General features: G+C 61.3%; 19 protein-coding genes and 1 other RNA gene. 18 read left to right on the forward strand and 2 right to left on the reverse strand.

From position 1 onward, the window contains the following. Nucleotides 1-58: 58 nt before the first annotated feature. The 18 genes from rsmI to lpxC all read left to right on the forward strand — a co-directional run bounded on the left by rsmI (nucleotide 59) and on the right by lpxC (nucleotide 19569). Nucleotides 59-964 (forward strand): 16S rRNA (cytidine(1402)-2'-O)-methyltransferase, encoded by a 906-nt coding sequence (gene rsmI, locus PSH81_RS04745; protein ID WP_192297626.1) that lies wholly within the window; start codon nucleotides 59-61, stop codon nucleotides 962-964. A gap of 96 nt (nucleotides 965-1060) precedes the next feature. Then, nucleotides 1061-1414, forward strand: an RNA gene (gene rnpB / locus PSH81_RS04750) — RNase P RNA component class A. A 354-nt stretch (nucleotides 1415-1768) separates the two neighbouring features. Beyond that, nucleotides 1769-2224, forward strand: coding sequence for a division/cell wall cluster transcriptional repressor MraZ (mraZ, locus tag PSH81_RS04755; protein WP_003171868.1), 456 nt, complete (start codon nucleotides 1769-1771; stop codon nucleotides 2222-2224). After that, nucleotides 2221-3168 carry a 16S rRNA (cytosine(1402)-N(4))-methyltransferase RsmH gene (gene rsmH, locus PSH81_RS04760; RefSeq protein WP_370694884.1) on the forward strand — a complete coding sequence of 316 codons (948 nt, stop codon included), beginning with the start codon at nucleotides 2221-2223 and terminating at the stop codon, nucleotides 3166-3168. Before mraZ ends, rsmH begins: the two co-directional genes overlap by 4 nt. Further along, nucleotides 3165-3458, forward strand: coding sequence for a cell division protein FtsL (gene ftsL, locus PSH81_RS04765; RefSeq protein ID WP_105520838.1), 294 nt, complete (start codon nucleotides 3165-3167; stop codon nucleotides 3456-3458). Before rsmH ends, ftsL begins: the two co-directional genes overlap by 4 nt. Further along, complete coding sequence (locus PSH81_RS04770) at nucleotides 3458-5200, forward strand: penicillin-binding protein 2 (RefSeq protein ID WP_192297833.1); 1743 nt, start codon at nucleotides 3458-3460, stop codon at nucleotides 5198-5200. Before ftsL ends, PSH81_RS04770 begins: the two co-directional genes overlap by 1 nt. After that, nucleotides 5200-6663, forward strand: a complete 1464-nt coding sequence (locus tag PSH81_RS04775) for a UDP-N-acetylmuramoyl-L-alanyl-D-glutamate--2,6-diaminopimelate ligase (protein ID WP_192297624.1) — start codon at nucleotides 5200-5202, stop codon at nucleotides 6661-6663. Before PSH81_RS04770 ends, PSH81_RS04775 begins: the two co-directional genes overlap by 1 nt. Continuing rightward, nucleotides 6656-8026: a UDP-N-acetylmuramoyl-tripeptide--D-alanyl-D-alanine ligase gene (gene murF / locus PSH81_RS04780; RefSeq protein WP_226457718.1), complete on the forward strand. Its 1371-nt coding sequence runs from the start codon at nucleotides 6656-6658 to the stop codon at nucleotides 8024-8026. Before PSH81_RS04775 ends, murF begins: the two co-directional genes overlap by 8 nt. After that, complete coding sequence (gene mraY / locus PSH81_RS04785; protein WP_017738698.1) at nucleotides 8026-9108, forward strand: phospho-N-acetylmuramoyl-pentapeptide-transferase; 1083 nt, start codon at nucleotides 8026-8028, stop codon at nucleotides 9106-9108. The genes murF and mraY overlap by 1 nt, the downstream gene beginning before the upstream one ends. A gap of 6 nt (nucleotides 9109-9114) precedes the next feature. Further along, nucleotides 9115-10461 carry a UDP-N-acetylmuramoyl-L-alanine--D-glutamate ligase gene (gene murD, locus PSH81_RS04790; RefSeq protein WP_226457719.1) on the forward strand — a complete coding sequence of 449 codons (1347 nt, stop codon included), beginning with the start codon at nucleotides 9115-9117 and terminating at the stop codon, nucleotides 10459-10461. Beyond that, nucleotides 10458-11681: a putative lipid II flippase FtsW gene (ftsW, locus tag PSH81_RS04795; protein WP_370694885.1), complete on the forward strand. Its 1224-nt coding sequence runs from the start codon at nucleotides 10458-10460 to the stop codon at nucleotides 11679-11681. The genes murD and ftsW overlap by 4 nt, the downstream gene beginning before the upstream one ends. Further along, nucleotides 11671-12741 carry an undecaprenyldiphospho-muramoylpentapeptide beta-N-acetylglucosaminyltransferase gene (gene murG / locus PSH81_RS04800; RefSeq protein WP_305392083.1) on the forward strand — a complete coding sequence of 357 codons (1071 nt, stop codon included), beginning with the start codon at nucleotides 11671-11673 and terminating at the stop codon, nucleotides 12739-12741. Before ftsW ends, murG begins: the two co-directional genes overlap by 11 nt. Beyond that, nucleotides 12734-14179 (forward strand): UDP-N-acetylmuramate--L-alanine ligase, encoded by a 1446-nt coding sequence (gene murC, locus PSH81_RS04805; RefSeq protein ID WP_305392084.1) that lies wholly within the window; start codon nucleotides 12734-12736, stop codon nucleotides 14177-14179. The genes murG and murC overlap by 8 nt, the downstream gene beginning before the upstream one ends. Next, entirely contained in the window at nucleotides 14176-15132 is a 957-nt protein-coding gene (locus PSH81_RS04810) for a D-alanine--D-alanine ligase (protein ID WP_192297614.1), read from the forward strand. The genes murC and PSH81_RS04810 overlap by 4 nt, the downstream gene beginning before the upstream one ends. Nucleotides 15133-15135: 3 nt before the next feature. Beyond that, nucleotides 15136-16005, forward strand: a complete 870-nt coding sequence (locus PSH81_RS04815) for a cell division protein FtsQ/DivIB (RefSeq protein WP_305392085.1) — start codon at nucleotides 15136-15138, stop codon at nucleotides 16003-16005. 15 nt (nucleotides 16006-16020) lie between these two features. Continuing rightward, nucleotides 16021-17283 (forward strand): cell division protein FtsA, encoded by a 1263-nt coding sequence (gene ftsA, locus PSH81_RS04820; RefSeq protein ID WP_110623104.1) that lies wholly within the window; start codon nucleotides 16021-16023, stop codon nucleotides 17281-17283. Nucleotides 17284-17348: 65 nt separating this feature from the next. After that, complete coding sequence (ftsZ, locus tag PSH81_RS04825; protein ID WP_017738690.1) at nucleotides 17349-18545, forward strand: cell division protein FtsZ; 1197 nt, start codon at nucleotides 17349-17351, stop codon at nucleotides 18543-18545. A gap of 112 nt (nucleotides 18546-18657) precedes the next feature. After that, a complete protein-coding gene (gene lpxC / locus PSH81_RS04830; protein WP_016974965.1) occupies nucleotides 18658-19569 on the forward strand; it encodes a UDP-3-O-acyl-N-acetylglucosamine deacetylase in 912 nt (303 codons plus the stop codon). A gap of 184 nt (nucleotides 19570-19753) precedes the next feature. Here lpxC and PSH81_RS04835 read toward each other — a convergent pair whose 3' ends face one another. Together PSH81_RS04835 and PSH81_RS04840 are read right to left on the reverse strand one after the other, a co-directional pair. Beyond that, nucleotides 19754-21247, reverse strand: coding sequence for a sensor domain-containing diguanylate cyclase (locus PSH81_RS04835; RefSeq protein WP_305392086.1), 1494 nt, complete (start codon nucleotides 21245-21247; stop codon nucleotides 19754-19756). Between the two features lie 86 nt (nucleotides 21248-21333). Further along, nucleotides 21334-22656, reverse strand: a complete 1323-nt coding sequence (locus tag PSH81_RS04840; protein ID WP_305392087.1) for an OprD family porin — start codon at nucleotides 22654-22656, stop codon at nucleotides 21334-21336. Nucleotides 22657-22874: the final 218 nt, after the last annotated feature.

Genomic DNA, 22874 nt, shown 5'->3' on the forward strand with positions numbered 1-22874 from the left:
CATTGGCTGAAAAGGCATCGGCCGTGATGGCATATTTTCAAGGCGTCTACGCGTTACAATGCGGCTTTTGCCAACCATCGAGGTGTGCGTTTTGACTGCTCCAGGTCCTTTGAATTCCACTGCTGGCTCGCTTTTTGTGGTGGCGACGCCCATTGGCAACCTGGACGACATCAGCGCTCGGGCGCTGAAAGTGTTGCGCGAGGTTAAATTGATCGCGGCGGAAGATACGCGGCACTCCCAGCGCTTGATGCAGCATTTTGGTATCAGCACGCCATTAGCGGCCTGTCACGAACACAACGAGCGGGAAGAAGGCAGCCGCTTTATCGTGCGCTTGCTGGCCGGTGATGACGTGGCGCTGATCTCCGACGCGGGCACGCCGCTGATTTCCGACCCTGGCTACCATCTGGTGCGTCAGGCAAGGGCCGCTGGTATCAATGTAGTGCCTGTTCCGGGGGCTTGCGCACTGATTGCAGCATTGTCGGCTGCAGGCCTGCCGTCGGACCGCTTTATTTTTGAAGGTTTCCTGCCGGCCAAGGCCGTGGGGCGGCGTGCGCGCCTGCAAGCGTTGAAGGAAGAGCCGCGTACGCTGATCTTCTATGAGGCCCCTCACCGCATTCTTGAATGTTTGCAGGATATGGAATTGGTGTTCGGCGGCGAGCGCCTGGCACTGCTGGCCCGCGAGCTGACCAAGACCTTCGAAACCCTCAAGGGCCTGCCGCTGGAAGAGCTGCGCGCATTTGTCGAAGGCGACAGCAACCAGCAGCGCGGCGAGTGTGTGGTGCTCGTGGCGGGCTGGACGGCGCCGGAGAGTGAAGATGCGGTAAACAGCGAGGCCATGCGCATTCTCGACCTACTGCTCAAGGAAATGCCCCTCAAGCGTGCGGCAGCGTTGGCGGCGGAAATTACCGGCGTGCGCAAGAATGTGTTGTATCAAGTTGCGCTGGATAAACAGAAAGCCGAATAGTTCCGGGGCCAAAGCTGTATTCCGTCTGAACGTGATGGCAATTCTGAACTTTTATTACTTGTCCTAAGTCCGCCGTGCCGTTAACCTGCGCGGCGGAGAGTCGATTGGACAGTCGCTGCCCTCTATGAAAATTAGGGGGGGGAGGAAAGTCCGGGCTCCATAGGGCGAAGTGCCAGGTAATGCCTGGGAGGCGTGAGCCTACGGAAAGTGCCACAGAAAATAACCGCCTAAGCGCTTCGGTGCCGGTAAGGGTGAAAAGGTGCGGTAAGAGCGCACCGCACGACTGGCAACAGTTCGTGGCTAGGTAAACCCCACTTGGAGCAAGACCAAATAGGGTCCCAAGGCGTGGCCCGCGCTGGGACCGGGTAGGTTGCTAAAGATGTCCAGTGATGGCCATCGTAGACGAATGACTGTTCAAGACAGAACCCGGCTTACAGATCGACTCTCCACCTTTTTCCTTCTGTCCGAATCTCGTGCAGAAAACCGGTAGTAACGCAAGAATCCCTCCCTGCCGAATCATTGGCAGATGCATCTTCGTAATACCAAAAAAATCTTACTCTTAATAAATCACTTTAACTTTGAGCGATAGCTCTTTGAGCTGTTTGTGCTTGCTGGGTCAAAAACTTCGCCAAACTCTCGTTTCTCTTCCTTTTACGCTCCTAAATCTCCGTTCTGTAAGGCTTTTCCTTGAATCCGCGCCTTGACGGTGTGGTGGGCGCATTCCTATAGTGTGCGCAAGTGGCGGAAAGTGGCACAAAGTGGGTTTTTTGAACGTAAAACGCTAAAATTTGGAGAAACGCATCTGTGTTTCGCGGAGCTAACGCTATCAGTCTCGATGCAAAAGGCCGTCTCGCCATGCCGAGCCGGTATCGTGACGAGCTCATTTCGCGAAGTTCCGGACAGTTGATCATCACGATCGATGCCGTTGACCCTTGTTTATGTGTTTACCCCCTCGATGAGTGGGAGTTGATTGAAACCAAATTGCGCGCCCTTCCTTCATTGCGTGAAGAAAACCGTCGCCTGCAGCGTTTGCTGATTGGTAATGCCGTCGACCTCGAGCTCGACGGCAGTGGTCGCTTCCTGGTACCGCCGCGTTTGCGCGAGTACGCCAAGCTGGATAAGCGCGCAATGCTGGTCGGCCAACTGAACAAGTTCCAATTGTGGGACGAAGATGCCTGGGATGCTGTTTCTGCAGCTGACCTGGCTGCTATTCAACAACCGGGCGCCATGCCTGATGAACTGCGTGATTTGATCTTGTGACTATTGATAGCGGCTTTAACCACATCACCGTATTGCTCGACGAAGCCGTTGAGGCTCTCGCTGTGCGCGCGGATGGTTGCTATCTGGATGGCACGTTCGGCAGGGGCGGGCATAGCCGCTTGATACTCAGCCAGCTTGGGTCCGACGGAAAGCTCCTCGGATTCGACAAGGACCCCCAAGCGATTGCCACCGGGCAAGCGCTAGCGGCCGAAGACGGCCGCTTTGTCGTTGTGCAGCGCAGCTTTGCCGAGCTGGGTGCCGAAGTCGCCGAGCGCGGCATGGCGGGCAAAGTGGCCGGGGTTTTGCTCGACCTGGGCGTGTCCTCGCCACAGCTCGATGATCCCGAGCGCGGCTTCAGCTTCATGAACGACGGCCCGCTCGACATGCGCATGGACCCTACCCGGGGCATCAGTGCGGCCGAGTTCATCGCCACCGCTTCCCACGAAGAAATCACCCGTGTATTCAAGGAATACGGCGAAGAGCGCTTCGCCGGCCGCATGGCCCGTGCCGTGGTCGAGCGCCGCGAAATCCAGCCGTTCGAGCGCACCGCCGACCTGGCTGAAGTGCTGAAAGTCGCCAACCCGGCGTGGGAGAAGGGCAAGAACCCGGCCACCCGTGCGTTCCAGGGCCTGCGCATTCACGTCAACAACGAATTGGGCGATCTGGAAGCGGGCCTCGAAGCCGCGCTGGATGCCTTGGAAGTGGGCGGTCGCCTGGTGGTGATCAGCTTCCACTCCCTGGAAGACCGCATCGTCAAATTGTTCATGCGCCGTCTGGTCAAGGGTGAGTCCGACAACCTGCCGCGCAACCTGCCGGTACGTTTCGAAGCCTTCGTGCCGAAAATCAAGATCCATGGCAAAGCGCAATTCGCTTCCGAAGCCGAACTGAAGGCCAACCCACGTTCGCGCAGCGCCGTCATGCGTGTCGCGGAGAAGCTGCGTTGAGCAAGCTTTTCGCCAAGCCCCTCCCGGGCGGCAGCTTCTTCATGATGCTGTTGTACGTCGGCGTGCTGGTGTCCGCGATTGCGGTGTCCTACAGTGCCCACTTCAACCGTCAATTGCTCAACACCCTGTACGGGGAGTTGAGTGTGCGTGACAAGGCGCAGGCCGAGTGGGGGCGACTGATCCTGGAGCAAAGCACCTGGACGGCCCACAGCCGTATCGAAGTGCTGGCCACTGAACAGCTGAAAATGCACATCCCCGGCGCGGCCGAAGTCCGCATGGTGGCGCCATGATGAAGCTCGAAGGCGCACTCTACCCCTGGCGCTTCCGCCTGATGCTCGGCTTGCTGGCATTGATGGTGGGCGCGATCGCCTGGCGGATCATCGACCTGCAAGTGATCGATCGTGACTTCCTGATCGGCCAGGGCGATGCCCGCAGCCTGCGGCATATCCCGATCCCTGCGCACCGCGGCCTGATCACTGACCGTAACGGCGAGCCCCTGGCCGTCAGTACGCCGGTGACCACCCTGTGGGCCAACGCCAAGGAACTGCAAACCGCCAAGGAAAAGTGGCCGCAGCTTGCCGCCGCCTTGGGCCAGGACCCGAAGGCCCTCTCCGAGCGCCTCGAAGCCCAGGCCAACAAAGAGTTCATCTACCTTGTTCGCGGCCTGACCCCCGAACAAGGCCAGCAAGTGCTCGACCTAAAGGTTCCCGGTGTCTACGGCATCGAGGAGTTCCGGCGTTTTTACCCGGCCGGTGAAACCACCGCCCACATGGTTGGCTTTACCGACATCGATGACCACGGCCGCGAAGGCGTGGAGTTGGCCTACGATGAATGGCTGGCCGGGGTTCCCGGCAAACGACAAGTCATCAAGGATCGGCGCGGCCGACTGATCAAGGATGTCCAGGTCACCAAAAACGCCAAGGCCGGTAAGCCCTTGGCGTTGTCGATTGACCTGCGTCTGCAGTATCTGGCCAACCGCGAGCTGCGTAACGCGATCATCGAGAACGGCGCCAAGGCCGGCAGCCTGGTGATCATGGACGTGAAGACCGGCGAGATCCTCGCCATGGTCAACCAGCCGACCTACAACCCGAACAACCGTCGCAACCTGCAACCGGCGATGATGCGCAACCGCGCCATGATCGACGTGTTCGAGCCGGGTTCGACCATGAAAGCCATCTCCATGAGTGCCGCCCTCGAAACCGGACGCTGGAAGCCCAGCGACAAGGTCGAGGTCTATCCGGGCACCTTGCAGTTGGGCAAATACACCATCCGTGACGTGTCCCGTACCGAAGGCCCGGTGCTGGATCTGACAGGTATCCTGATCAACTCCAGTAACGTGGGCATGAGTAAGGTCGCCTTCGATATTGGCGGCGAAACCATCTACCACCTGGCGCAGAAGATCGGCCTGGGTCAACCCACCGGCCTCGACTTCCCGGGCGAGCGCGTAGGCAACCTGCCGAACTATCGCGACTGGAAGAAAGCCGAGACAGCAACGCTCTCCTACGGCTACGGCCTGTCGGTGACCGCGATCCAGCTGGCCCACGCCTTCTCGGTATTGGCCAACAATGGTCGCATGGTTCCACTGAGCCTGATCCACGTCGACGAAGCGCCGAAAGCCACCCAGGTTATCCCGGAAAACGTCGCCAAGACCATGCAGGGCATGCTGCAACAAGTGATCGAAGCACCGCGCGGCGTATTCCGTGCCCAGGTGCCGGCGTACCACGTGGGCGGCAAGTCCGGTACTGCGCGTAAAACCTCGGTGGGCACCAAGGGCTACGCCGAGAACTCCTACCGTTCGCTGTTCGCCGGCTTCGGCCCGATGAGCGATCCACGCTACGCCATCGTCGTAGTGATCGACGAACCGAGTAAAGCCGGCTACTTCGGTGGCCTGGTATCGGCGCCGGTGTTCAGCAAAGTGATGTCCGGCACCCTGCGCCTGATGAACATCACCCCGGACAACCTGCCGCCGACCCAACAAGCGAACGCCGGACCACCGGCCGCTGCTGTAAAAGCCAATGGAGGGCGCGGCTGATGTCTCTTAGCCTGAACAAGATTTTTGCCCACGCCGGTCGTGATCTGCTGATCCGCGAGTTGAGCCTGGACAGCCGCAATGTGCGCGCCGGGGACCTGTTCCTGGCGGTGCCGGGCGGCAAGTTCGATGGTCGCGAGCACATCGCCGATGCCTTGCAGCGCGGTGCGGCGGCCGTGGCCTATGAAGTGGAAGGCGCCACTGTGCTGCCGATCACCGACGTGCCGTTGATTCCGGTCAAGGGCCTGGCCAAACAGCTGTCGGACATCGCCGGGCGCTTCTATGGCGAGCCGAGCCGTCACCTCAACCTGGTGGGCGTCACCGGCACCAACGGCAAGACCAGCGTGACCCAGCTTGTGGCCCAGGCGCTTGACCTGCTCGGCCAGCACTGTGGCATCGTCGGCACCCTCGGCACCGGTTTTTATGGTGCGCTGCAAAGCGGCCTGCATACCACGCCGAACCCGATTGCCGTACAAGCGACCCTGGCCGACTTGAAAAAGGCCGGCGCCAAGGCCGTTGCCATGGAGGTCTCGTCCCACGGCCTGGACCAGGGCCGCGTGACCGCGCTGGCATTTGACGTGGCGGTGATGACCAACCTGTCCCGTGATCACCTCGATTACCACGGCACCATGGAGGCGTACGCCGCCGCCAAGGCCAAGCTGTTTGCCTGGAATGAATTGAAGTGCCGGGTGGTGAACCTGGACGACGCGTTCGGTCGCCAACTGGCAGCAGAGGACCGCGAGTCTCGGCTGATCAGCTACAGCCTGGAAGATTCCAGCGCGTACCTGTATTGCCGTGAAGCCCAATTCAATGACGAAGGCGTGCGCGCCACTTTGGTCACGCCCCAGGGCGAGCATCATTTGCGCAGCACCTTGCTCGGTCGTTTCAACCTGAGCAACGTCCTCGCCGCCGTCGGTGCTTTGCTCGGCCTGGACTACGCCCTGGATGAAATCCTACGGGTGCTGCCCAAGCTGGAAGGCCCGGCCGGTCGCATGCAGCGTTTGGGTGGCGGTTCGCAGCCGCTGGTGGTGGTTGATTACGCCCACACTCCGGATGCCCTGGAAAAAGTCCTGGTAGCCCTGCGTCCTCACGCCAAGGGCAAGTTGCTGTGCCTGTTCGGCTGCGGTGGCGATCGTGATCGCGGCAAACGTCCATTGATGGCCGAGATCGTCGAACGTCTGGCCGATGGCGTGCTTGTCACTGACGACAACCCACGCAGCGAAGATCCGAGCCAGATTTTCGATGACATCCGCGTCGGTTTCAAAGACGCGTCCAAGGTCACCTTCGTTGCCGGCCGCGGCGCCGCCATCGCCCAATTGATCGCCGGCGCCAGCGCTGACGACGTGGTGGTGCTGGCCGGTAAAGGTCACGAGGACTACCAGGAAATCAACGGCGAACGCCATGCCTTCTCCGATCTGGTCGAGGCCGATCACGCCTTGACCGCCTGGGAGGTTGCCCATGCTTGAAGCGATGAAATTCAGCGAACTGACCCAGGCCCTGTCGGCCCGTATGCTGTCGGGCGATTGCAGCTTCAACGGTGTCAGCATCGACAGTCGTAACATCAAGCCGGGACAGCTGTTTGTCGCCTTGGCCGGCCCGCGTTTCGATGGTCACGACTACCTGAATGACGTCGCCGCCAAAGGCGCGGTGGGGGCCTTGGTGCAGCGCGAAGTGGCGGATTCCACCTTGCCGCAATTGCTGGTCGCCGATACCCGTCTGGCCCTCGGCCAGTTGGGCGCGCTGAACCGTGCCGCCTTCAACAAACCCGTTGCGGCCATCACCGGCTCCAGCGGCAAGACCACGGTCAAGGAACTGCTCGCCGGTGTCCTGCGCACACGCGGGCCGGTGCTCGCCACCCGTGGCAACCTGAACAATGATTTCGGCGCTCCGCTGACCCTGCTCGAACTGGCCCCGGAACACACGGCGGCAGTGATTGAGCTGGGCGCGTCGCGCATCGGTGAAATCGCCTACACCGTGGCGCTGACCAAGCCCCACGTGGCGATCATCAACAACGCCGGCACCGCTCACGTCGGTGAGTTCGGCGGCCCGGAAAAAATCGTCGAAGCCAAGGGCGAAATCCTTGAAGGCCTCGATGCCGCGGGCACTGCGGTATTGAATCTGGACGACAAGGCCTTCGAGACCTGGCGTGTACGCGCCGCCGGTCGCAAGGTCCTGACGTTTGCCGTGCTCAACGCAGCGGCTGACTTCCATGCTTCCAACATCAGCGTCGACGCCCGTGGCTGCCCGTCCTTCACCTTGCACACGCCACAAGGCAGCGAGCAGGTGCAGTTGAATCTGCTGGGCAACCACAACGTCGCCAACGCCTTGGCCGCCGCTGCTGCCGCCCACGCCCTGGGTGTGTCGCTGTTCGGGATCGTCACCGGCCTGGGCGCGGTGCAGCCGGTCAAGGGCCGCACCGTGGCGCAGTTGGCCACCAACGGCATGCGCGTGATCGATGACACCTACAACGCCAACCCGTCCTCCATCAACGCCGCTGTCGACCTGCTGAAGGGCTTTGCCGGGCGCAAGGTCCTGGTGCTCGGCGACATTGGCGAGCTGGGCGATTGGGCTGAACAAGGCCACCGCGAAGTCGGTGCCTATGCCGCTGGCAAAGTCGATGCGCTGTACGCCGTGGGGACGAACATGGCCCACGCCGTGGCCGCCTTTGGCCCCGGTGCGCGGCACTTCGCGACCCAGGCCGAGCTGATCCAGGCGCTGGCTACGGCTGAACAAGACAAACAAACCACTATTTTGATCAAGGGATCGCGCAGCGCGGTGATGGAAAACGTCGTCGCGGCCTTGTGTGGCTCAAGTACGGAGAAACATTAATGCTGCTGCTGCTGGCTGAGTATCTGCAACAGTTCCACAAAGGCTTCGCGGTCTTCCAGTACCTGACCCTGCGCGGGATTCTGGGTGTGCTGACCGCGCTGTCTCTGTCGCTGTTCCTGGGGCCGTGGATGATCCGCACCCTGCAGAACCTGCAAATTGGTCAATCGGTTCGTAATGACGGCCCGCAGTCGCACCTGTCCAAGTCCGGCACCCCGACCATGGGCGGTGCGCTGATCCTGTCGTCCATCGGCATCAGCACCTTGCTCTGGGCTGACCTGCACAACCGCTACGTGTGGACGGTGTTGCTGGTGACCCTGTTGTTCGGCGCCATTGGCTGGGTCGATGACTACCGCAAAGTGATCGAGAAAAACTCCAAGGGGCTGCCAAGCCGCTGGAAGTATTTCTGGCAGTCGGTGTTCGGCCTGGGCGCAGCGATCTTCCTGTTCATGACCGCGCCAAGTGCGGTGGAAACCACCCTGATCATCCCGATGCTCAAGGACGCCAGCATTCCACTGGGCGTTGGCTTCGTGGTGCTGACCTATTTCGTGATCGTCGGTTCCAGCAACGCGGTGAACCTCACCGATGGCCTCGACGGCCTGGCGATCATGCCGACGGTGATGGTGGGCGGCGCGCTTGGCATCTTCTGCTACCTGTCGGGTAACGTGAAATTCGCTGAATACCTGTTGATCCCCTATGTACCGGGCGCGGGCGAGCTGATCGTGTTCTGCGGCGCGCTGATCGGTGCCGGCCTGGGCTTCCTGTGGTTCAACACCTACCCCGCACAGGTCTTCATGGGCGACGTCGGCGCACTGGCGTTGGGCGCGGCCCTGGGCACCATCGCGGTGATCGTGCGCCAGGAAATCGTCCTGTTCATCATGGGCGGTGTGTTCGTGATGGAAACCCTGTCGGTGGTCATCCAGGTGGCGTCCTTCAAATTGACCGGGCGCCGCGTGTTCCGCATGGCGCCGATCCACCACCACTTTGAACTCAAGGGCTGGCCCGAGCCGCGCGTGATCGTCCGTTTCTGGATCATCACCGTGATTCTCGTGTTGGTCGGCCTTGCCACCCTGAAACTGAGGTAGAAACGAGTGTCCCTGATCGCTTCAGACCACTTCCGCATCGTTGTCGGCCTCGGCAAGAGCGGCATGTCCCTGGTTCGCTTCCTGGCGAACCGGGGCACGTCGTTTGCCGTGGCCGATACGCGGGAAAATCCACCGGAGCTGGTCACGCTGCGCCGTGACTACCCGCACGTGGAAGTGCGTTGTGGCGAGCTGGATGTCGAGTTTCTGTGCCGTGCCGACGAGCTCTACGTGAGCCCCGGCCTGGCCCTGGCGACACCCGCCCTGCAAGCCGCTGCGGCCCGCGGCGTGAAGCTGTCCGGTGACATCGACCTGTTCGCGCGTAACGCAAAGGCACCGATCGTGGCCATCAGCGGTTCCAATGCGAAAAGCACCGTGACCACCCTGGTCGGCGAGATGGCGGCTGCGGCCGGCAAGCGCGTGGCGGTGGGCGGCAACCTCGGTGTGCCGGCGCTGGACCTGCTCAGTGACGACGTCGAGCTGTACGTGATGGAGCTGTCGAGCTTCCAGCTGGAAACCACCCACGACCTCGGCGCCGAAGTGGCGACCGTGTTGAACGTGAGTGAAGACCATATGGACCGCTACAGCGGCCTGCCGGCGTATCACCTGGCCAAGCACCGGATCTTCCGTGGCGCCAAGCAATTTGTGGTCAACCGCCAGGACGCCCTGAGCCGTCCGCTGATGGGCGAGGGCATGCCTTGCTGGACATTCGGCCTGGGCAAACCCGACTTCAAGGCCTTCGGCATCCGTGAAGAGAACGGCGAGAAATACCTGGCCTTCGAATTCCAGAACCTGATGCCGGTGCGCGAGCTGAAAATCCGTGGCGCCCATAACCAATCCAATGCCCTTGCGGCGTTGGCGCTGGGGCATGCGGTGGGCCTTCCGTTCGACGCCATGTTGTCGGCCCTGCGCAGCTTCGGCGGCCTTGAGCATCGCTGCCAATGGGTACGCGAGCTCAATGGCGTCAACTATTACAACGACTCCAAAGCCACCAATGTCGGTGCGGCCCTGGCTGCCATCGAAGGCCTGGGTGCCGATATCGACGGCAAGCTGGTGCTGATTGCCGGTGGCGACGGCAAGGGCGCCGACTTCAAGGACCTCAAGGGCCCGGCCGCTGCACATTGCCGCGCCGTAGTGCTGATGGGCCGCGATTCCGACCTGATCGCTGCCGCCCTCGGCGACGCGGTGCCGCAAGTGCGCGCCACGTCCCTGGATGACGCCATTGCCCAGTGCAAGGCCCTGGCCCAACCGGGCGATGCGGTGCTGCTGTCGCCGGCGTGTGCCAGCTTCGACATGTTCAAGAACTATGAAGAGCGCGGCCAGTTGTTCGCCCGCGCCGTGGAGGCTTTGGTATGAGCCTCGGTCTGAGAAACATCATCAAGCCGTACCCGTCGCCGATCATCACCGGGCGCGGTATCGACCTTGATTTCCCGATGCTCGCCGGTTGCCTCGCACTGCTGGGCCTGGGCCTGGTGATGATTACCTCGGCATCGTCCGAAGTGGCCGCCGTGCAGTCGGGTAACACCCTGTACATGATGATCCGTCACCTGGTGTACCTGCTGCTCGGCCTCGGCGCCTGCATCGTCACCATGATGATTCCCATCGCCACCTGGCAGCGCCTGGGTTGGCTGATGCTGATCGGCGCGTTTGGCTTGCTGATCATGGTGATCCTGCCCGGCATCGGCCGCGAGGTGAACGGTTCGATGCGCTGGATCGGCTTCGGTGCGTTCAACGTGCAGCCGTCGGAAATCGCCAAGGTGTTCGTGGTGATCTACCTGGCCGGCTACCTGGTGCGTCGCCAGAAAGAAGTGCGCGAAAGCTGGATGGGCTTCTTCAAGCCGTTCATCGTGCTGCTGCCCATGGCCGGCCTGTTGCTGATGGAGCCCGACTTCGGTGCCACCGTCGTGATGATGGGGGCAGCGGCGGCAATGCTGTTCCTTGGCGGTGTTGGCCTGTTCCGCTTCACCTTGATGGTGGTACTGGCCGTCGCGGCCGTGACCGTCCTGGTGCAGGCGCAACCCTACCGGATGGCCCGTCTGATTACCTTTACCGACCCGTGGTCCGACCAGTTCGGTTCCGGCTACCAGTTGACCCAGGCGCTGATCGCCTTTGGTCGCGGCGAGTGGCTGGGCGTGGGCCTGGGCAACAGCGTGCAGAAGCAATTCTACCTGCCGGAAGCCCACACCGACTTCGTGTTCTCGGTACTCGCCGAAGAACTCGGCGTAGTGGGCTCGCTGTGCACCGTCGCACTGTTCGTGTTCGTGTGTGTGCGCGGCATGTACATCGGTTTGTGGGCCGAGAAGGCCAAACAGTATTTCGCCGCGTATGTGGCGTACGGCTTGTCGTTCCTGTGGATCGGCCAGTTCCTGATCAATATTGGCGTGAACGTCGGCCTGCTGCCGACCAAGGGCCTGACCTTGCCGTTCCTCAGCTACGGCGGCAGTTCGTTGGTGATTTGCTGCGCTTGCCTGGGCTTGTTGCTGCGCATCGAGTGGGAGAGTCGAACCCACTTGGGCAGCGAAGAGATGGAATTCAGCGAAAGCGACTTTGCCGAGGAGCCGACCCATGGGCGCTAACGTGCTGATCATGGCGGGCGGCACCGGGGGCCATGTGTTCCCGGCCCTGGCCTGTGCGCGGGAATTCCAGAACCGTGGCTACACCGTGCACTGGCTGGGTACACCGCGCGGTATCGAAAACGAATTGGTGCCGAATGCCGGCTTGCCGCTGCACCTGATTAACGTCACCGGCCTGCGTGGCAAGAGCAAGTTGTCCCTGCTCAAGGCGCCGTTCGTGTTGCTCAAGGCGGTGTGGCAGGCGCGCAAGGTGATCCGCGAAGTGCAGCCGGTGTGCGTACTCGGCTTCGGGGGTTACGTGACCGGCCCAGGAGGCGTTGCCGCCAAACTCGCCGGTGTGCCGGTGATCGTGCACGAGCAGAACGCCGTCGCCGGTACGGCCAACCGCCTGTTGGTGCCGTTGGCTACGCGGGTGTGCGAGGCCTTCCCGAAAACCTTCGGTGCATCGGACAAGCTGCGCACTACCGGTAACCCGGTACGCACCGAGCTGTTTATGGACATCGCCCGTGACGCGTTGGTGGGGCGCAAGGCGCGCCTGCTGATCATGGGCGGAAGCCTGGGCTCCGAGCCTTTGAACAAACTGCTGCCGGAAGCACTGGCGCAACTCCCTTTGGAATTGCGTCCAGAGGTCTTTCATCAGGCTGGCAAGAACCATGGTGAAGTCACTGCTGCGCGTTATCGCGAAGCCGGTGTAGAGGCGAACGTACAGCCTTTCATCAAAGACATGGCCCAAGCCTATGGCTGGGCCGACCTGGTGGTCTGCCGCTCCGGTGCGCTGACCGTCAGTGAACTGGCCGCCGCCGGTCTGCCGTCCTTGCTGGTGCCTTTGCCCCATGCGATCGACGATCACCAGACCCGCAACGCCGAATATTTGGCCGGGGAGGGCGCTGCCTTCCTGCTGCCGCAAAGAACGACTGGCGCCGCCGATTTGGCCTCACGCCTGACCGAGGTTTTGATGCAACCGGAACGACTCAACAGCATGGCCAGCACCGCAAGCCGCCTGGCCAAACCTGACGCAACCCGCACCGTGGTCGATATCTGCCTGGAGGTGGCCCATGGTTGAGAATCAGAAAGCCATGCCACAACCCGAGATGCGCCGCATCCGTCGCATCCACTTCGTCGGTATCGGCGGCGTGGGCATGTGCGGCATTGCCGAAGTGTTGCTGAACCTGGGCTACCAGGTGTCCGGCTCGGACTTGAAAGAGTCGCCGGTCACCGAGCGCCTGAAAAGCTTCGGCGCGCAGATCTTTATCGGCCACCGTGCCGAGAACGCCGCCGACGCCGATGTGCTGGTGGTATCCAGCGCCGTGAACACCTCCAACCCGGAAGTGGCCACTGCCCTTGAGCGCCGTATTCCTGTGGTGCCACGTGCCGAGATGCTGGCCGAGCTGATGCGCTACCGCCACGGCATTGCCGTCGCCGGTACCCATGGCAAAACCACCACCACCAGCCTGATCGCCTCGGTGTTCGCCGCCGGTGGCCTGGACCCGACCTTCGTGATCGGTGGCCGCCTGAATGCAGCCGGTACCAATGCACAACTGGGCACCAGCCGTTACCTGATCGCCGAAGCTGATGAAAGCGATGCAAGCTTCTTGCACCTGCAACCGCTGGTGGCCGTGGTCACCAATATCGACGCCGACCACATGGCGACCTACGACGGTGACTTCAACAAGTTGAAGAAAACCTTCGTCGAGTTCCTGCACAACCTGCCGTTCTACGGTTTGGCGGTGGTGTGCCTGGATGATCCGGTGGTGCGTGAGATCCTGCCGCAGGTCAAGCGTCCGACCGTGACCTACGGCTTCAGCGAAGACGCCGACGTGCGTGCGATCAATGTGCGCCAGGAAGGCATGCAAACCTTCTTCACCGTGTTGCGTCCGGATCGCGAGCCGTTGGACGTGTCGGTGAACATGCCCGGCAACCACAACGTATTGAACTCCTTGGCGACCATCTGCATCGCCAGTGACGAGGGCGTCAGCGATGACGCCATCGTCGCCGGCCTGTCGGGTTTTGCCGGCGTGGGCCGTCGCTTCCAGGTCTACGGCCAACTGCCGGTAGAGGGTGGCGACGTAATGCTGGTGGACGACTACGGCCACCACCCGACCGAAGTCGCAGCCGTGATCAAGGCCGTACGCGGTGGCTGGCCCGAGCGCCGCCTGGTGATGGTGTACCAGCCGCACCGTTACAGCCGTACCCGCGACCTCTACGACGATTTCGTCAATGTATTGGCCGATGCCAACGTACTGTTGCTGATGGAGGTGTACCCGGCCGGTGAAGAACCGATCCCGGGCGCGGACAGCCGCAAGCTGTGCAACAGCATCCGCCAGCGTGGCCAGTTGGACCCGATCTACATCGAGCGTGGTGTGGACCTGGCGCCAATCGTCAAGCCGTTGCTGCGTGCTGGCGACATTTTGCTCTGCCAAGGCGCCGGTGACATTGGTGGCCTTGCCCCGAAACTGCTGGCGAGCCCGCTGTTTGCCGTTGCACAGGGGAAGTCGAAATGACCACGAATTACGACGCCCTGTTTTCCACAATCGCCCCGGCCGACTTCGGTCGCGTCGCGGTATTGTTCGGCGGCAAAAGCGCTGAGCGCGAAGTGTCGCTCAAGTCCGGCAACGCCGTGCTCGAAGCCCTGCAAAGCGCTGGCGTGAACGCGTTCGGCATCGACGTGGGCGACGACTTCTTCGCCCGCTTGCAGGCCGAGAAGATCGACCGCGCCTTCATCATCCTCCACGGTCGTGGCGGTGAAGACGGCAGCATGCAGGGCCTGCTGGAGTGTGCCGGCATCCCTTACACCGGCAGTGGCATTCTCGCGTCCGCGCTGGCCATGGACAAGTTGCGCACCAAGCAGGTGTGGCACAGCCTGGGGATTCCCACCCCGCGTCACAGCGTTCTGTGCAGCGAAGACGATTGTATTTCTGCAGCCAAGGAACTGGGCCTGCCTTTGATCGTCAAACCTGCCCATGAAGGCTCCAGTATCGGCATGGCCAAAGTGAACTCGGCCGCCGAATTGATCGACGCATGGAAAGCGGCAAGTACCTACGATTCGCAAGTGTTGGTGGAACAGTGGATCCAGGGTCCCGAGTACACCATCGCCACCCTGCGTGGTCAGGTATTGCCGCCTATCGCATTGGGCACGCCCCACACTTTTTACGACTACGACGCCAAGTATGTGGCCTCCGATACCCAGTACCGGATCCCGTGTGGCCTCGACGCAGCCAAGGAACAGGAATTGATGGACCTCACGGCGAAAGCCTGTGAGGCGTTGGGTATCGCCGGTTGGGCGCGGGCAGACGTGATGCAGGATGACCAAGGGAATTTCTGGTTCCTTGAAGTCAACACCGCACCCGGCATGACCGACCACAGCCTGGTGCCAATGGCCGCTCGCGCAGCGGGCCTGGATTTCCAGCAGTTGGTGCTGGCGATCCTGGCCGCCAGCGTTGAGCCCCGAGGCTAAGACATGAAAGGCGCATCGCTTCGTCATCAGCCCCCACAAGCACCGAGCCGCAAGCCGGTGCCACGGGGTGCCAGCCGGATGGTGGCCAAAGAGCCGATGTCGGCGCGCCTGCCGAAAGCCAATTTTGGTTTCCTCAAGGCGCTGTACTGGCCGGTGTTGCTGGTGGTGCTGGGCTTAGGAACCTACGAAGGCGCGCAGCGTCTGTTGCCGTATGCCGACCGCCCGATCACCAAGATCAGCGTGCAGGGCGACTTGAGCTACATCAGCCAGCAAGCGGTGCAGCAGCGCATCGGCCCGTACCTGGCGGCGAGCTTCTTCACCATCGACCTGGCGGGGATGCGTGGGGAGCTGGAGCAGATGCCGTGGATCGCCCACGCCGAAGTCCGCCGCGTGTGGCCGGACCAGGTAACGATCCGCCTGGAAGAACAACTGCCCGTGGCCCGTTGGGGTGACGAAGCGCTGTTGAACAACCAGGGCCAGGCGTTCACCCCGCGTGAGCTGGCGAACTATGAGCACCTGCCGCAGCTGTTCGGGCCGCAGCGGGCGCAACAACAAGTGATGCAGCAGTACCAGGCCTTGAGCCAGATGCTGCGGCCACTGGGCTTCTCCATTGCACGCCTGGAACTGCGTGAACGGGGCAGCTGGTTTTTGACGACCGGCGCCGGCAGTTCCGGCCCGGGCATCCAGTTGTTGCTGGGACGCGACCGCTTGGTGGAAAAGATGCGCCGCTTTATTGCCATCTATGACAAGACCTTGAAAGAACAGATTACGAACATTGCGAGCGTCGACCTGCGTTACGCCAACGGCCTTGCCGTCGGCTGGCGTGAACCGGCTGCGCCCACGGCAGCGCAACCCGCTGTCGCGAAGAATTAAGAAGAGGCAGGACCCATGGCAAACGTGCAAAGCGGCAAAATGATCGTCGGTCTCGATATCGGCACCTCCAAGGTGGTGGCGCTGGTGGGCGAGGTCGGGGAAGACGGCGTGATCGAGATCGTCGGTATTGGCACGCATCCGTCCCGGGGCCTGAAGAAGGGCGTGGTGGTGAACATCGAGTCCACCGTGCAATCGATCCAGCGCGCCATCGAAGAAGCGCAGCTGATGGCCGGTTGCCGGATCCACTCGGCGTTTGTCGGCGTGGCTGGAAATCACATCCGCAGCCTGAACTCCCACGGCATCGTAGCGATCCGCGACCGTGAAGTCAGCTCTGCCGACCTTGAACGCGTGCTCGACGCTGCCCAGGCCGTGGCGATCCCGGCTGACCAGCGCGTGCTGCACACGCTGCCGCAGGACTACGTGATCGACAACCAGGAAGGCGTGCGTGAGCCCCTGGGCATGTCGGGCGTGCGCCTGGAAGCCAAGGTCCACGTAGTGACCTGCGCCGTCAACGCCGCACAGAACATTGAAAAATGCGTGCGCCGTTGTGGCCTGGAAATCGACGACATCATTCTGGAGCAACTGGCTTCGGCCTACTCCGTGCTGACCGACGACGAAAAAGAACTGGGCGTGTGCCTGGTGGACATCGGCGGCGGCACCACCGACATCGCGATCTTCACCGAGGGTGCGATCCGTCACACCGCGGTGATCCCGATTGCCGGTGATCAGGTGACCAACGACATCGCCATGGCGCTGCGTACACCGACCCAGTACGCCGAAGAAATCAAGATCCGCTACGCCTGCGCCCTGGCCAAACTGGCTGGTGCCGGCGAGACCATCAAGGTGCCAAGCGTGGGCGACCGTCCACCGCGCGAACTGTCGCGCCAGGCCCTGGCCGAAGTGGTCGAGCCACGCTACGACGAGCTGTTCACCCTGATCCAGGCTGAACTGCGCCGCAGCGGCTACGAAGATCTGATCCCGGCCGGCATCGTGCTGACCGGCGGTACCTCGAAGATGGAAGGCGCGGTCGAACTGGCCGAGGAAATCTTCCACATGCCGGTGCGCCTGGGCGTGCCCCATGGCGTGAAGGGCCTGGGCGACGTGGTGCGCAACCCGATTTATTCCACTGGCGTGGGCTTGCTGTTGTACGGCCTGCAAAAGCAGACCGACGGCATTTCCCTGTCGGGCCCGAGCATCCGTGACAGCTATCGCAGTGACGATGAAGCCAAGGCGCCGTTGTTCGAGCGCTTGCAGGCTTGGGTAAAAGGCAATTTTTAAAGATTTACCGCAACACCGCAGTAAGCAGTAGGCGAAAAAACTAGAGAACTGAAAGGAGAGGGAACATGTTCGAACTCGTAGACAACATCCCCGCAAGCCCGGTCATCAAAGTGATCGGTGTCGGCGGTGGCGGCGGCAACGCTGTCAACCACATGGTCAAGAGCAACATTGAAGGCGTTGAATTCATCTGCGCCAACACTGATGCCCAGGCGCTGAAAAGCATCGGCGCGCGGACCATCCTGCAATTGGGCACGGCTGTGACCAAGGGCCTCGGCGCTGGCGCCAATCCGGAAGTCGGCCGTCAAGCCGCCCTGGAAGACCGCGAGCGTATTGCCGAAGTGCTGCAAGGCACCAACATGGTGTTCATCACCACCGGCATGGGCGGCGGTACCGGTACCGGTGCTGCACCGATCATTGCCGAAGTGGCCAAGGAAATGGGGATTCTGACGGTTGCAGTCGTGACCCGTCCGTTCCCGTTCGAAGGTCGCAAGCGCATGCAGATCGCCGACGAAGGCATCCGTCTGCTGTCTGAAAGCGTTGACTCGTTGATCACCATCCCCAACGAGAAACTGCTGACCATCCTGGGCAAGGACGCGAGCCTGCTGTCCGCTTTCGCCAAGGCTGACGATGTACTGGCCGGTGCCGTTCGCGGTATCTCCGACATCATCAAGCGCCCAGGCATGATCAACGTCGACTTTGCCGACGTACGCACCGTGATGAGCGAAATGGGCATGGCGATGATGGGCACTGGCTGCGCCAGCGGTCCGAACCGTGCACGTGAAGCCACCGAAGCAGCCATCCGCAATCCGTTGCTGGAAGACGTGAACCTGCAGGGCGCACGCGGCATCCTGGTGAACATCACTGCCGGTCCTGACCTGTCCCTGGGTGAGTACTCCGACGTGGGTAGCATCATTGAAGCCTTCGCTTCCGAGCACGCCATGGTCAAGGTCGGTACCGTTATCGATCCGGACATGCGCGACGAACTGCACGTGACCGTGGTTGCTACCGGCCTGGGTGCCAAGATCGAGAAGCCTGTAAAGGTCATCGACAACACCCTGCACACCAGCCAGGTAAGCCAGGCGGCTGCCGCTCCAGCGCCTTCGCGCCAGGAACTGCCGTCGGTGAACTACCGCGACCTGGACCGTCCGACCGTGATGCGCAACCAGGCTCAGGCCGGTGCTGCGGCGTCCCGTAGCCCGAATCCGCAAGATGATCTGGACTACCTGGACATCCCGGCATTCCTGCGTCGTCAGGCCGATTAATGGAATGTATCAGGGCTATGAAGGTGATTGGTGTTCAGCAAAGGTCTGGTCTGCTATTATCGCCAGCCTTTGTTGATACCAGTTCGCAATTTGCGCTGAAGCGGTCCAAGCCATGATTAAACAACGCACCCTGAAGAATATTATTCGTGCCACAGGTGTAGGTCTGCACTCCGGGGAGAAGGTATACCTGACCCTCAAGCCTGCACCTGTCGACACCGGCATCGTGTTTGTGCGTGCCGACCTGGACCCTGTCGTGCATATTCCTGCTCGCGCGGAAAACGTTGGCGAAACCACCATGTCGACCACATTGGTCAACGGTGACGTCAAAGTGGACACGGTGGAGCACTTGCTCTCGGCCATGGCTGGCCTGGGCATCGATAACGCCTACGTCGAGCTCTCCGCGTCCGAAGTCCCGATCATGGATGGCAGCGCTGGACCTTTCGTATTCCTGATCCAATCTGCCGGCCTGGAAGAACAGGACGCAGCGAAGAAGTTCATTCGCATTCTGCGGGAAGTGACAGTAGAAGACGGCGACAAGCGCGCCACCTTCGTCCCGTTCGAAGGCTTTAAAGTGAGCTTTGAGATCGATTTCGATCACCCGGTATTCCGTGACCGCACCCAAAGTGCAAGCGTGGATTTCTCCAGCACTTCGTTCGTAAAAGAAGTCAGCCGCGCCCGTACCTTTGGTTTCATGAGTGACATCGAGTACCTGCGCAAGCACAACCTCGCACTCGGCGGCAGCGTTGAAAACGCCATTGTGGTCGACGCGGATGGTGTACTGAACGAAGACGGCCTTCGCTACGAAGACGAATTCGTGAAGCACAAGATCCTCGATGCAATCGGTGACCTCTACCTGCTGGGCAATAGCCTGATAGGCGAGTTCAAAGGCTTCAAGTCGGGCCACGCCCTTAACAACCAGCTGCTGCGCAAGTTGATTGAGCAGACAGACGCTTGGGAAGTCGTGACCTTCGAAGATGCCAGCACCGCACCGATCTCTTACATGCGTCCCGTTGCGGCGGTGTAAGTAACAACTCTCTTTCTTTAGTTTTGAAAGGCTACCTTCGGGTGGCCTTTTTTTATGCCTGCCGTTCAGGCTTATGAAGATCAAGAATGTAGGAGCGGGCTTACCCGCGAGCGCGATATGTCAGCTACACATCTGCCGCCTGACACTGCGCTTTGCCAGGCAAGCCAGAACCCACATTGACATGTCAGAGGGTCGCGGCGACCACCGTGCGGTTGCGCCCCGTGTGCTTGGCCTCATATAACGCCTGATCCGCACTCAACAACAGCGCCTCCAGCGACAGCCGACTGCGCTTGTCCCACGTGCTCAAGCCAATACTCACCGTGATTGGCCGCTCGTCCCCTGCCACCCGTGGCAAGTTCTCGACGCTGCTGCGGATATGCTCGGCGATGACCTGGGCGCCGTTGGCATCGGTATGCGGCAATACCACTGCAAACTCTTCGCCACCATAGCGTGCCGCCAGGTCGGCAGGGCGGCGGATATTGGTGCCGATCACTTGGGCGACGTTACGCAACGCCTCATCGCCGCCGTGGTGGCCGTGGCGATCATTGAAGGCCTTGAAGTGGTCGACATCGATCATCAGCAAGGTCAACGGCTCGGTGGAGCGCTGTGCGCGGTCCCATTCAAGGCGCAGACGTTCGTCGAGGATGCGGCGATTGGCCAGGCCGGTCAGGGCGTCGGTGGCTGCCAGTTCTGACAGCACCCGCTCGGTGCGATAGCGGCGGCGCAATTCCCGGCGCAGCATCCAGGTCAGCCACAGCAAGCCGATGCAGAGCACGCCGGTGGCACCGGAAGTCAGCAGCGCGGCGCGTTCCCAGGGGGCGAACACATCCTCGCTGGACAGCGCCACTACCACGATCAGCGGCAACTCACCGACGGTGGTGAAGGTATACAAACGTTCGGTGCCGCTGATGGCGGAAATCGCCCGGAAGCTACCTTCGCCTTCGCGCAGCATGCGTTTGAAGTTGGGGCGATCACTCAGGTCCTTGTCGATCATGTCGCGTTCCAGCAACGGTTGCTGGGCCAGGAGGATGCCCTGGGTGTTCAGCAGGTTGACGGTGCTGCCATTGCCGATGGTCAGGCGATTGAACAACTGATCGAAATACGCCAGGCGCATGGTGGCCACTGCGACACCGGCGAACTCGCCGCTGGGGCCTGAGACTCGGCGACTGAATGCGATTCGCCATACTTGATCGCAGGCGCAATGGATTTTGAACGGGCGGCTGATAAACAGTCCGGCCTGCGCATTGTCTTTATGCGCCTGGAAATAGTCCCGGTCAGCAAAATTGCGCGGCGTCGGCCACAGTGTCGAGGAGTCGGCAGTCACATCACCGTTGGTGTCCAGCAACAGCACTTCGCCTTTGAAGGGGGCCGCGATGGATTGATCAAACTGCACCATATGTCTGACGTCCGGGGGCACTTTCGCCAGGTCCGTGCGCGTGGTGGCGGCAATCAGTCCCTGCAGTGTCAGGTCGTATAGCTCGACGTTACGCAGTACATCGGCATTGATCAGTTGCGTGATGTTGGTGGTCGCGCGCTGGGCTGCCTGCAGGGTGCTGGCGTGTTCACGGATCAACAGCGCCGCGACAATCACCATGATCAGGACAACAGTCAGGCCACTGCCCAGAATCAGAAAAAGCTCTGGGCGTGCAGGCAGGGTACGGCCACGGTCTTGGCTCATCGTGCAGACTTCAGCGGTTGGAATGCTGGCAGTTTAGTTCTACGCGACGAAAATTAAATGGCTGGGAAAAAAGAAAGATCCCCGGATCAGAACACGTTGATCGGATAGTCGACGATCACGCGGTATTCATCCACGTCATTGTCCACCGCCGAATAGCCGTTGCTGCCGCGGTTGGTCGCCCATTGCAGGCGCACGGCCAAGTCTTTGGCCTTGCCGCCCTGCACCACGTATTTCAGGTCGATGTCCCGTTCCCAGTGCTTGGCGTCCTTGCCCTCGGCGCTGTACCAGCGGCTGTAGCCACGGCTTTGCGGGTCGACGCTGGTCAGGTCGGTCTTGCCGCTGATGTAGGACACTGCCGACGTCAGGCCAGGCATGCCGAGGCCGCTGAAGTCGTAGGCGTACTTGAGTTTCCACGAGCGTTCGTTCGGGCCATTGAAGTCCGAGTATTGCTGGGAGTTGTCCAGGTACACGCTGTCGCCCTGGGCGATGTAGTCGAACGGCGTGTTGCCGTTGACCCGCTGGTACGCGGCGGTGACGCTGTGATGGCCCACGCCCACGGTGAAATGCAGGCTGTAGGTGTTGTTGTCGATGTTGCCTAGCAGCGATTGCCCGGTGTCCTGGGTGTGGTAGTAGTGCAGGCCGGGATTGAGGCTGACCAGGTCGTTCAGCGCGTAGGTGTAGTCCAGGTCGTAGTAGTACTGGTTCCACACATCCTTCAGTTCGGAGGCGTAGAGGTTGCTGGTCAGCCCGGGCATGCCGCTGAACGACACACCGGCCCAGTTCATGTGCTGTGCATCGGTGTGGCTCGGCAGGGCGCCGTAGCTGGTGCCGATGCGCTGGTGGCCGCTCTGGTTATAGAGCTTGGTGAAACTGGCCTGGCCACCTTCGAACAGCCAACCGTCGAGGCTGTGGTTGGCCAGGGTCACGCCACGGAAGGTCTGCGGCAGCATGCGCGTCATGCCGCCGGCGATCACCGGGTTGTTGAGGAACAGGTCGCCGGCCTTCAATTCAGTGTCCAGCGCGCGCATTTTCAAGGTGCCGCCCGCCGTGGAGAAGGACCCCGGCGCCTTGCCGTTGCCGCTGCCGTACGGAAGGATGCTGGAACCGTCTGTGCCGCCACCACCATCGAGTTTGAGGCCGAGCATGGCGTGGGCGTCCAGGCCGAAGCCAACGGTGCCCTGGGTGTAGCCGGATTCGAAAGTGCCGAGAAAGCCCTGGCCCCACTCCTTGCTGTCATCGCTGTGAATGTCGCGTCGGTCGCGGTTCATGTAGTAATTGCGGGTGTTGACGGTGAGGTGGGAGCCTTCGACGAACCCGTCGGCGGGGGGGCTGCCTGCCGCGTGGGTCAGCGGGGCGATCGTTGCTGTAATCGCGAGGAATAACGGGGTGAACGTCAGCGAGTTCTTCACCGGGGGAGCTCCTTTGGATCAATCGAGAACGGCCATGTCGTGGGGTGTTCCTGGCCTTTTTTACGGCAAAAAAAAAGCCGCTGAAGTCAGCGGCTTTTAAACAGATTCCCAGTGTAGAGCCCTGGAAATAAGTCGAGGGAAATTCGGGTAAGCGCAAACTGCTTTTGCCGTCACACTCATCGATGCGTCAAATTAACGCAGGCGAGCGGTACGATACA

This window comes from Pseudomonas sp. FP2335 (genome assembly GCF_030687535.1).
Lineage (GTDB): Bacteria > Pseudomonadota > Gammaproteobacteria > Pseudomonadales > Pseudomonadaceae > Aquipseudomonas.

What these genes read in the sequence shown, in the direction of transcription:
- rsmI (WP_192297626.1), top strand. Translation starts at nt 59, where the DNA reads ATGCGGCTTTTGCCAACCATCGAGGTGTGCGTTTTGACTGCTCCAGGT.
- mraY (WP_017738698.1), top strand. Translation starts at nt 8,026, where the DNA reads ATGCTGCTGCTGCTGGCTGAGTATCTGCAACAGTTCCACAAAGGCTTC.
- murG (WP_305392083.1), top strand. Translation starts at nt 11,671, where the DNA reads ATGGGCGCTAACGTGCTGATCATGGCGGGCGGCACCGGGGGCCATGTG.
- ftsA (WP_110623104.1), top strand. Translation starts at nt 16,021, where the DNA reads ATGGCAAACGTGCAAAGCGGCAAAATGATCGTCGGTCTCGATATCGGC.
- PSH81_RS04775 (WP_192297624.1), top strand. Translation starts at nt 5,200, where the DNA reads ATGTCTCTTAGCCTGAACAAGATTTTTGCCCACGCCGGTCGTGATCTG.
- PSH81_RS04835 (WP_305392086.1), bottom strand. Translation starts at nt 21,247, where the DNA reads ATGAGCCAAGACCGTGGCCGTACCCTGCCTGCACGCCCAGAGCTTTTT.
- murC (WP_305392084.1), top strand. Translation starts at nt 12,734, where the DNA reads ATGGTTGAGAATCAGAAAGCCATGCCACAACCCGAGATGCGCCGCATC.
- lpxC (WP_016974965.1), top strand. Translation starts at nt 18,658, where the DNA reads ATGATTAAACAACGCACCCTGAAGAATATTATTCGTGCCACAGGTGTA.
- murF (WP_226457718.1), top strand. Translation starts at nt 6,656, where the DNA reads ATGCTTGAAGCGATGAAATTCAGCGAACTGACCCAGGCCCTGTCGGCC.
- ftsZ (WP_017738690.1), top strand. Translation starts at nt 17,349, where the DNA reads ATGTTCGAACTCGTAGACAACATCCCCGCAAGCCCGGTCATCAAAGTG.
- ftsW (WP_370694885.1), top strand. Translation starts at nt 10,458, where the DNA reads ATGAGCCTCGGTCTGAGAAACATCATCAAGCCGTACCCGTCGCCGATC.
- PSH81_RS04810 (WP_192297614.1), top strand. Translation starts at nt 14,176, where the DNA reads ATGACCACGAATTACGACGCCCTGTTTTCCACAATCGCCCCGGCCGAC.
- PSH81_RS04815 (WP_305392085.1), top strand. Translation starts at nt 15,136, where the DNA reads ATGAAAGGCGCATCGCTTCGTCATCAGCCCCCACAAGCACCGAGCCGC.
- PSH81_RS04770 (WP_192297833.1), top strand. Translation starts at nt 3,458, where the DNA reads ATGAAGCTCGAAGGCGCACTCTACCCCTGGCGCTTCCGCCTGATGCTC.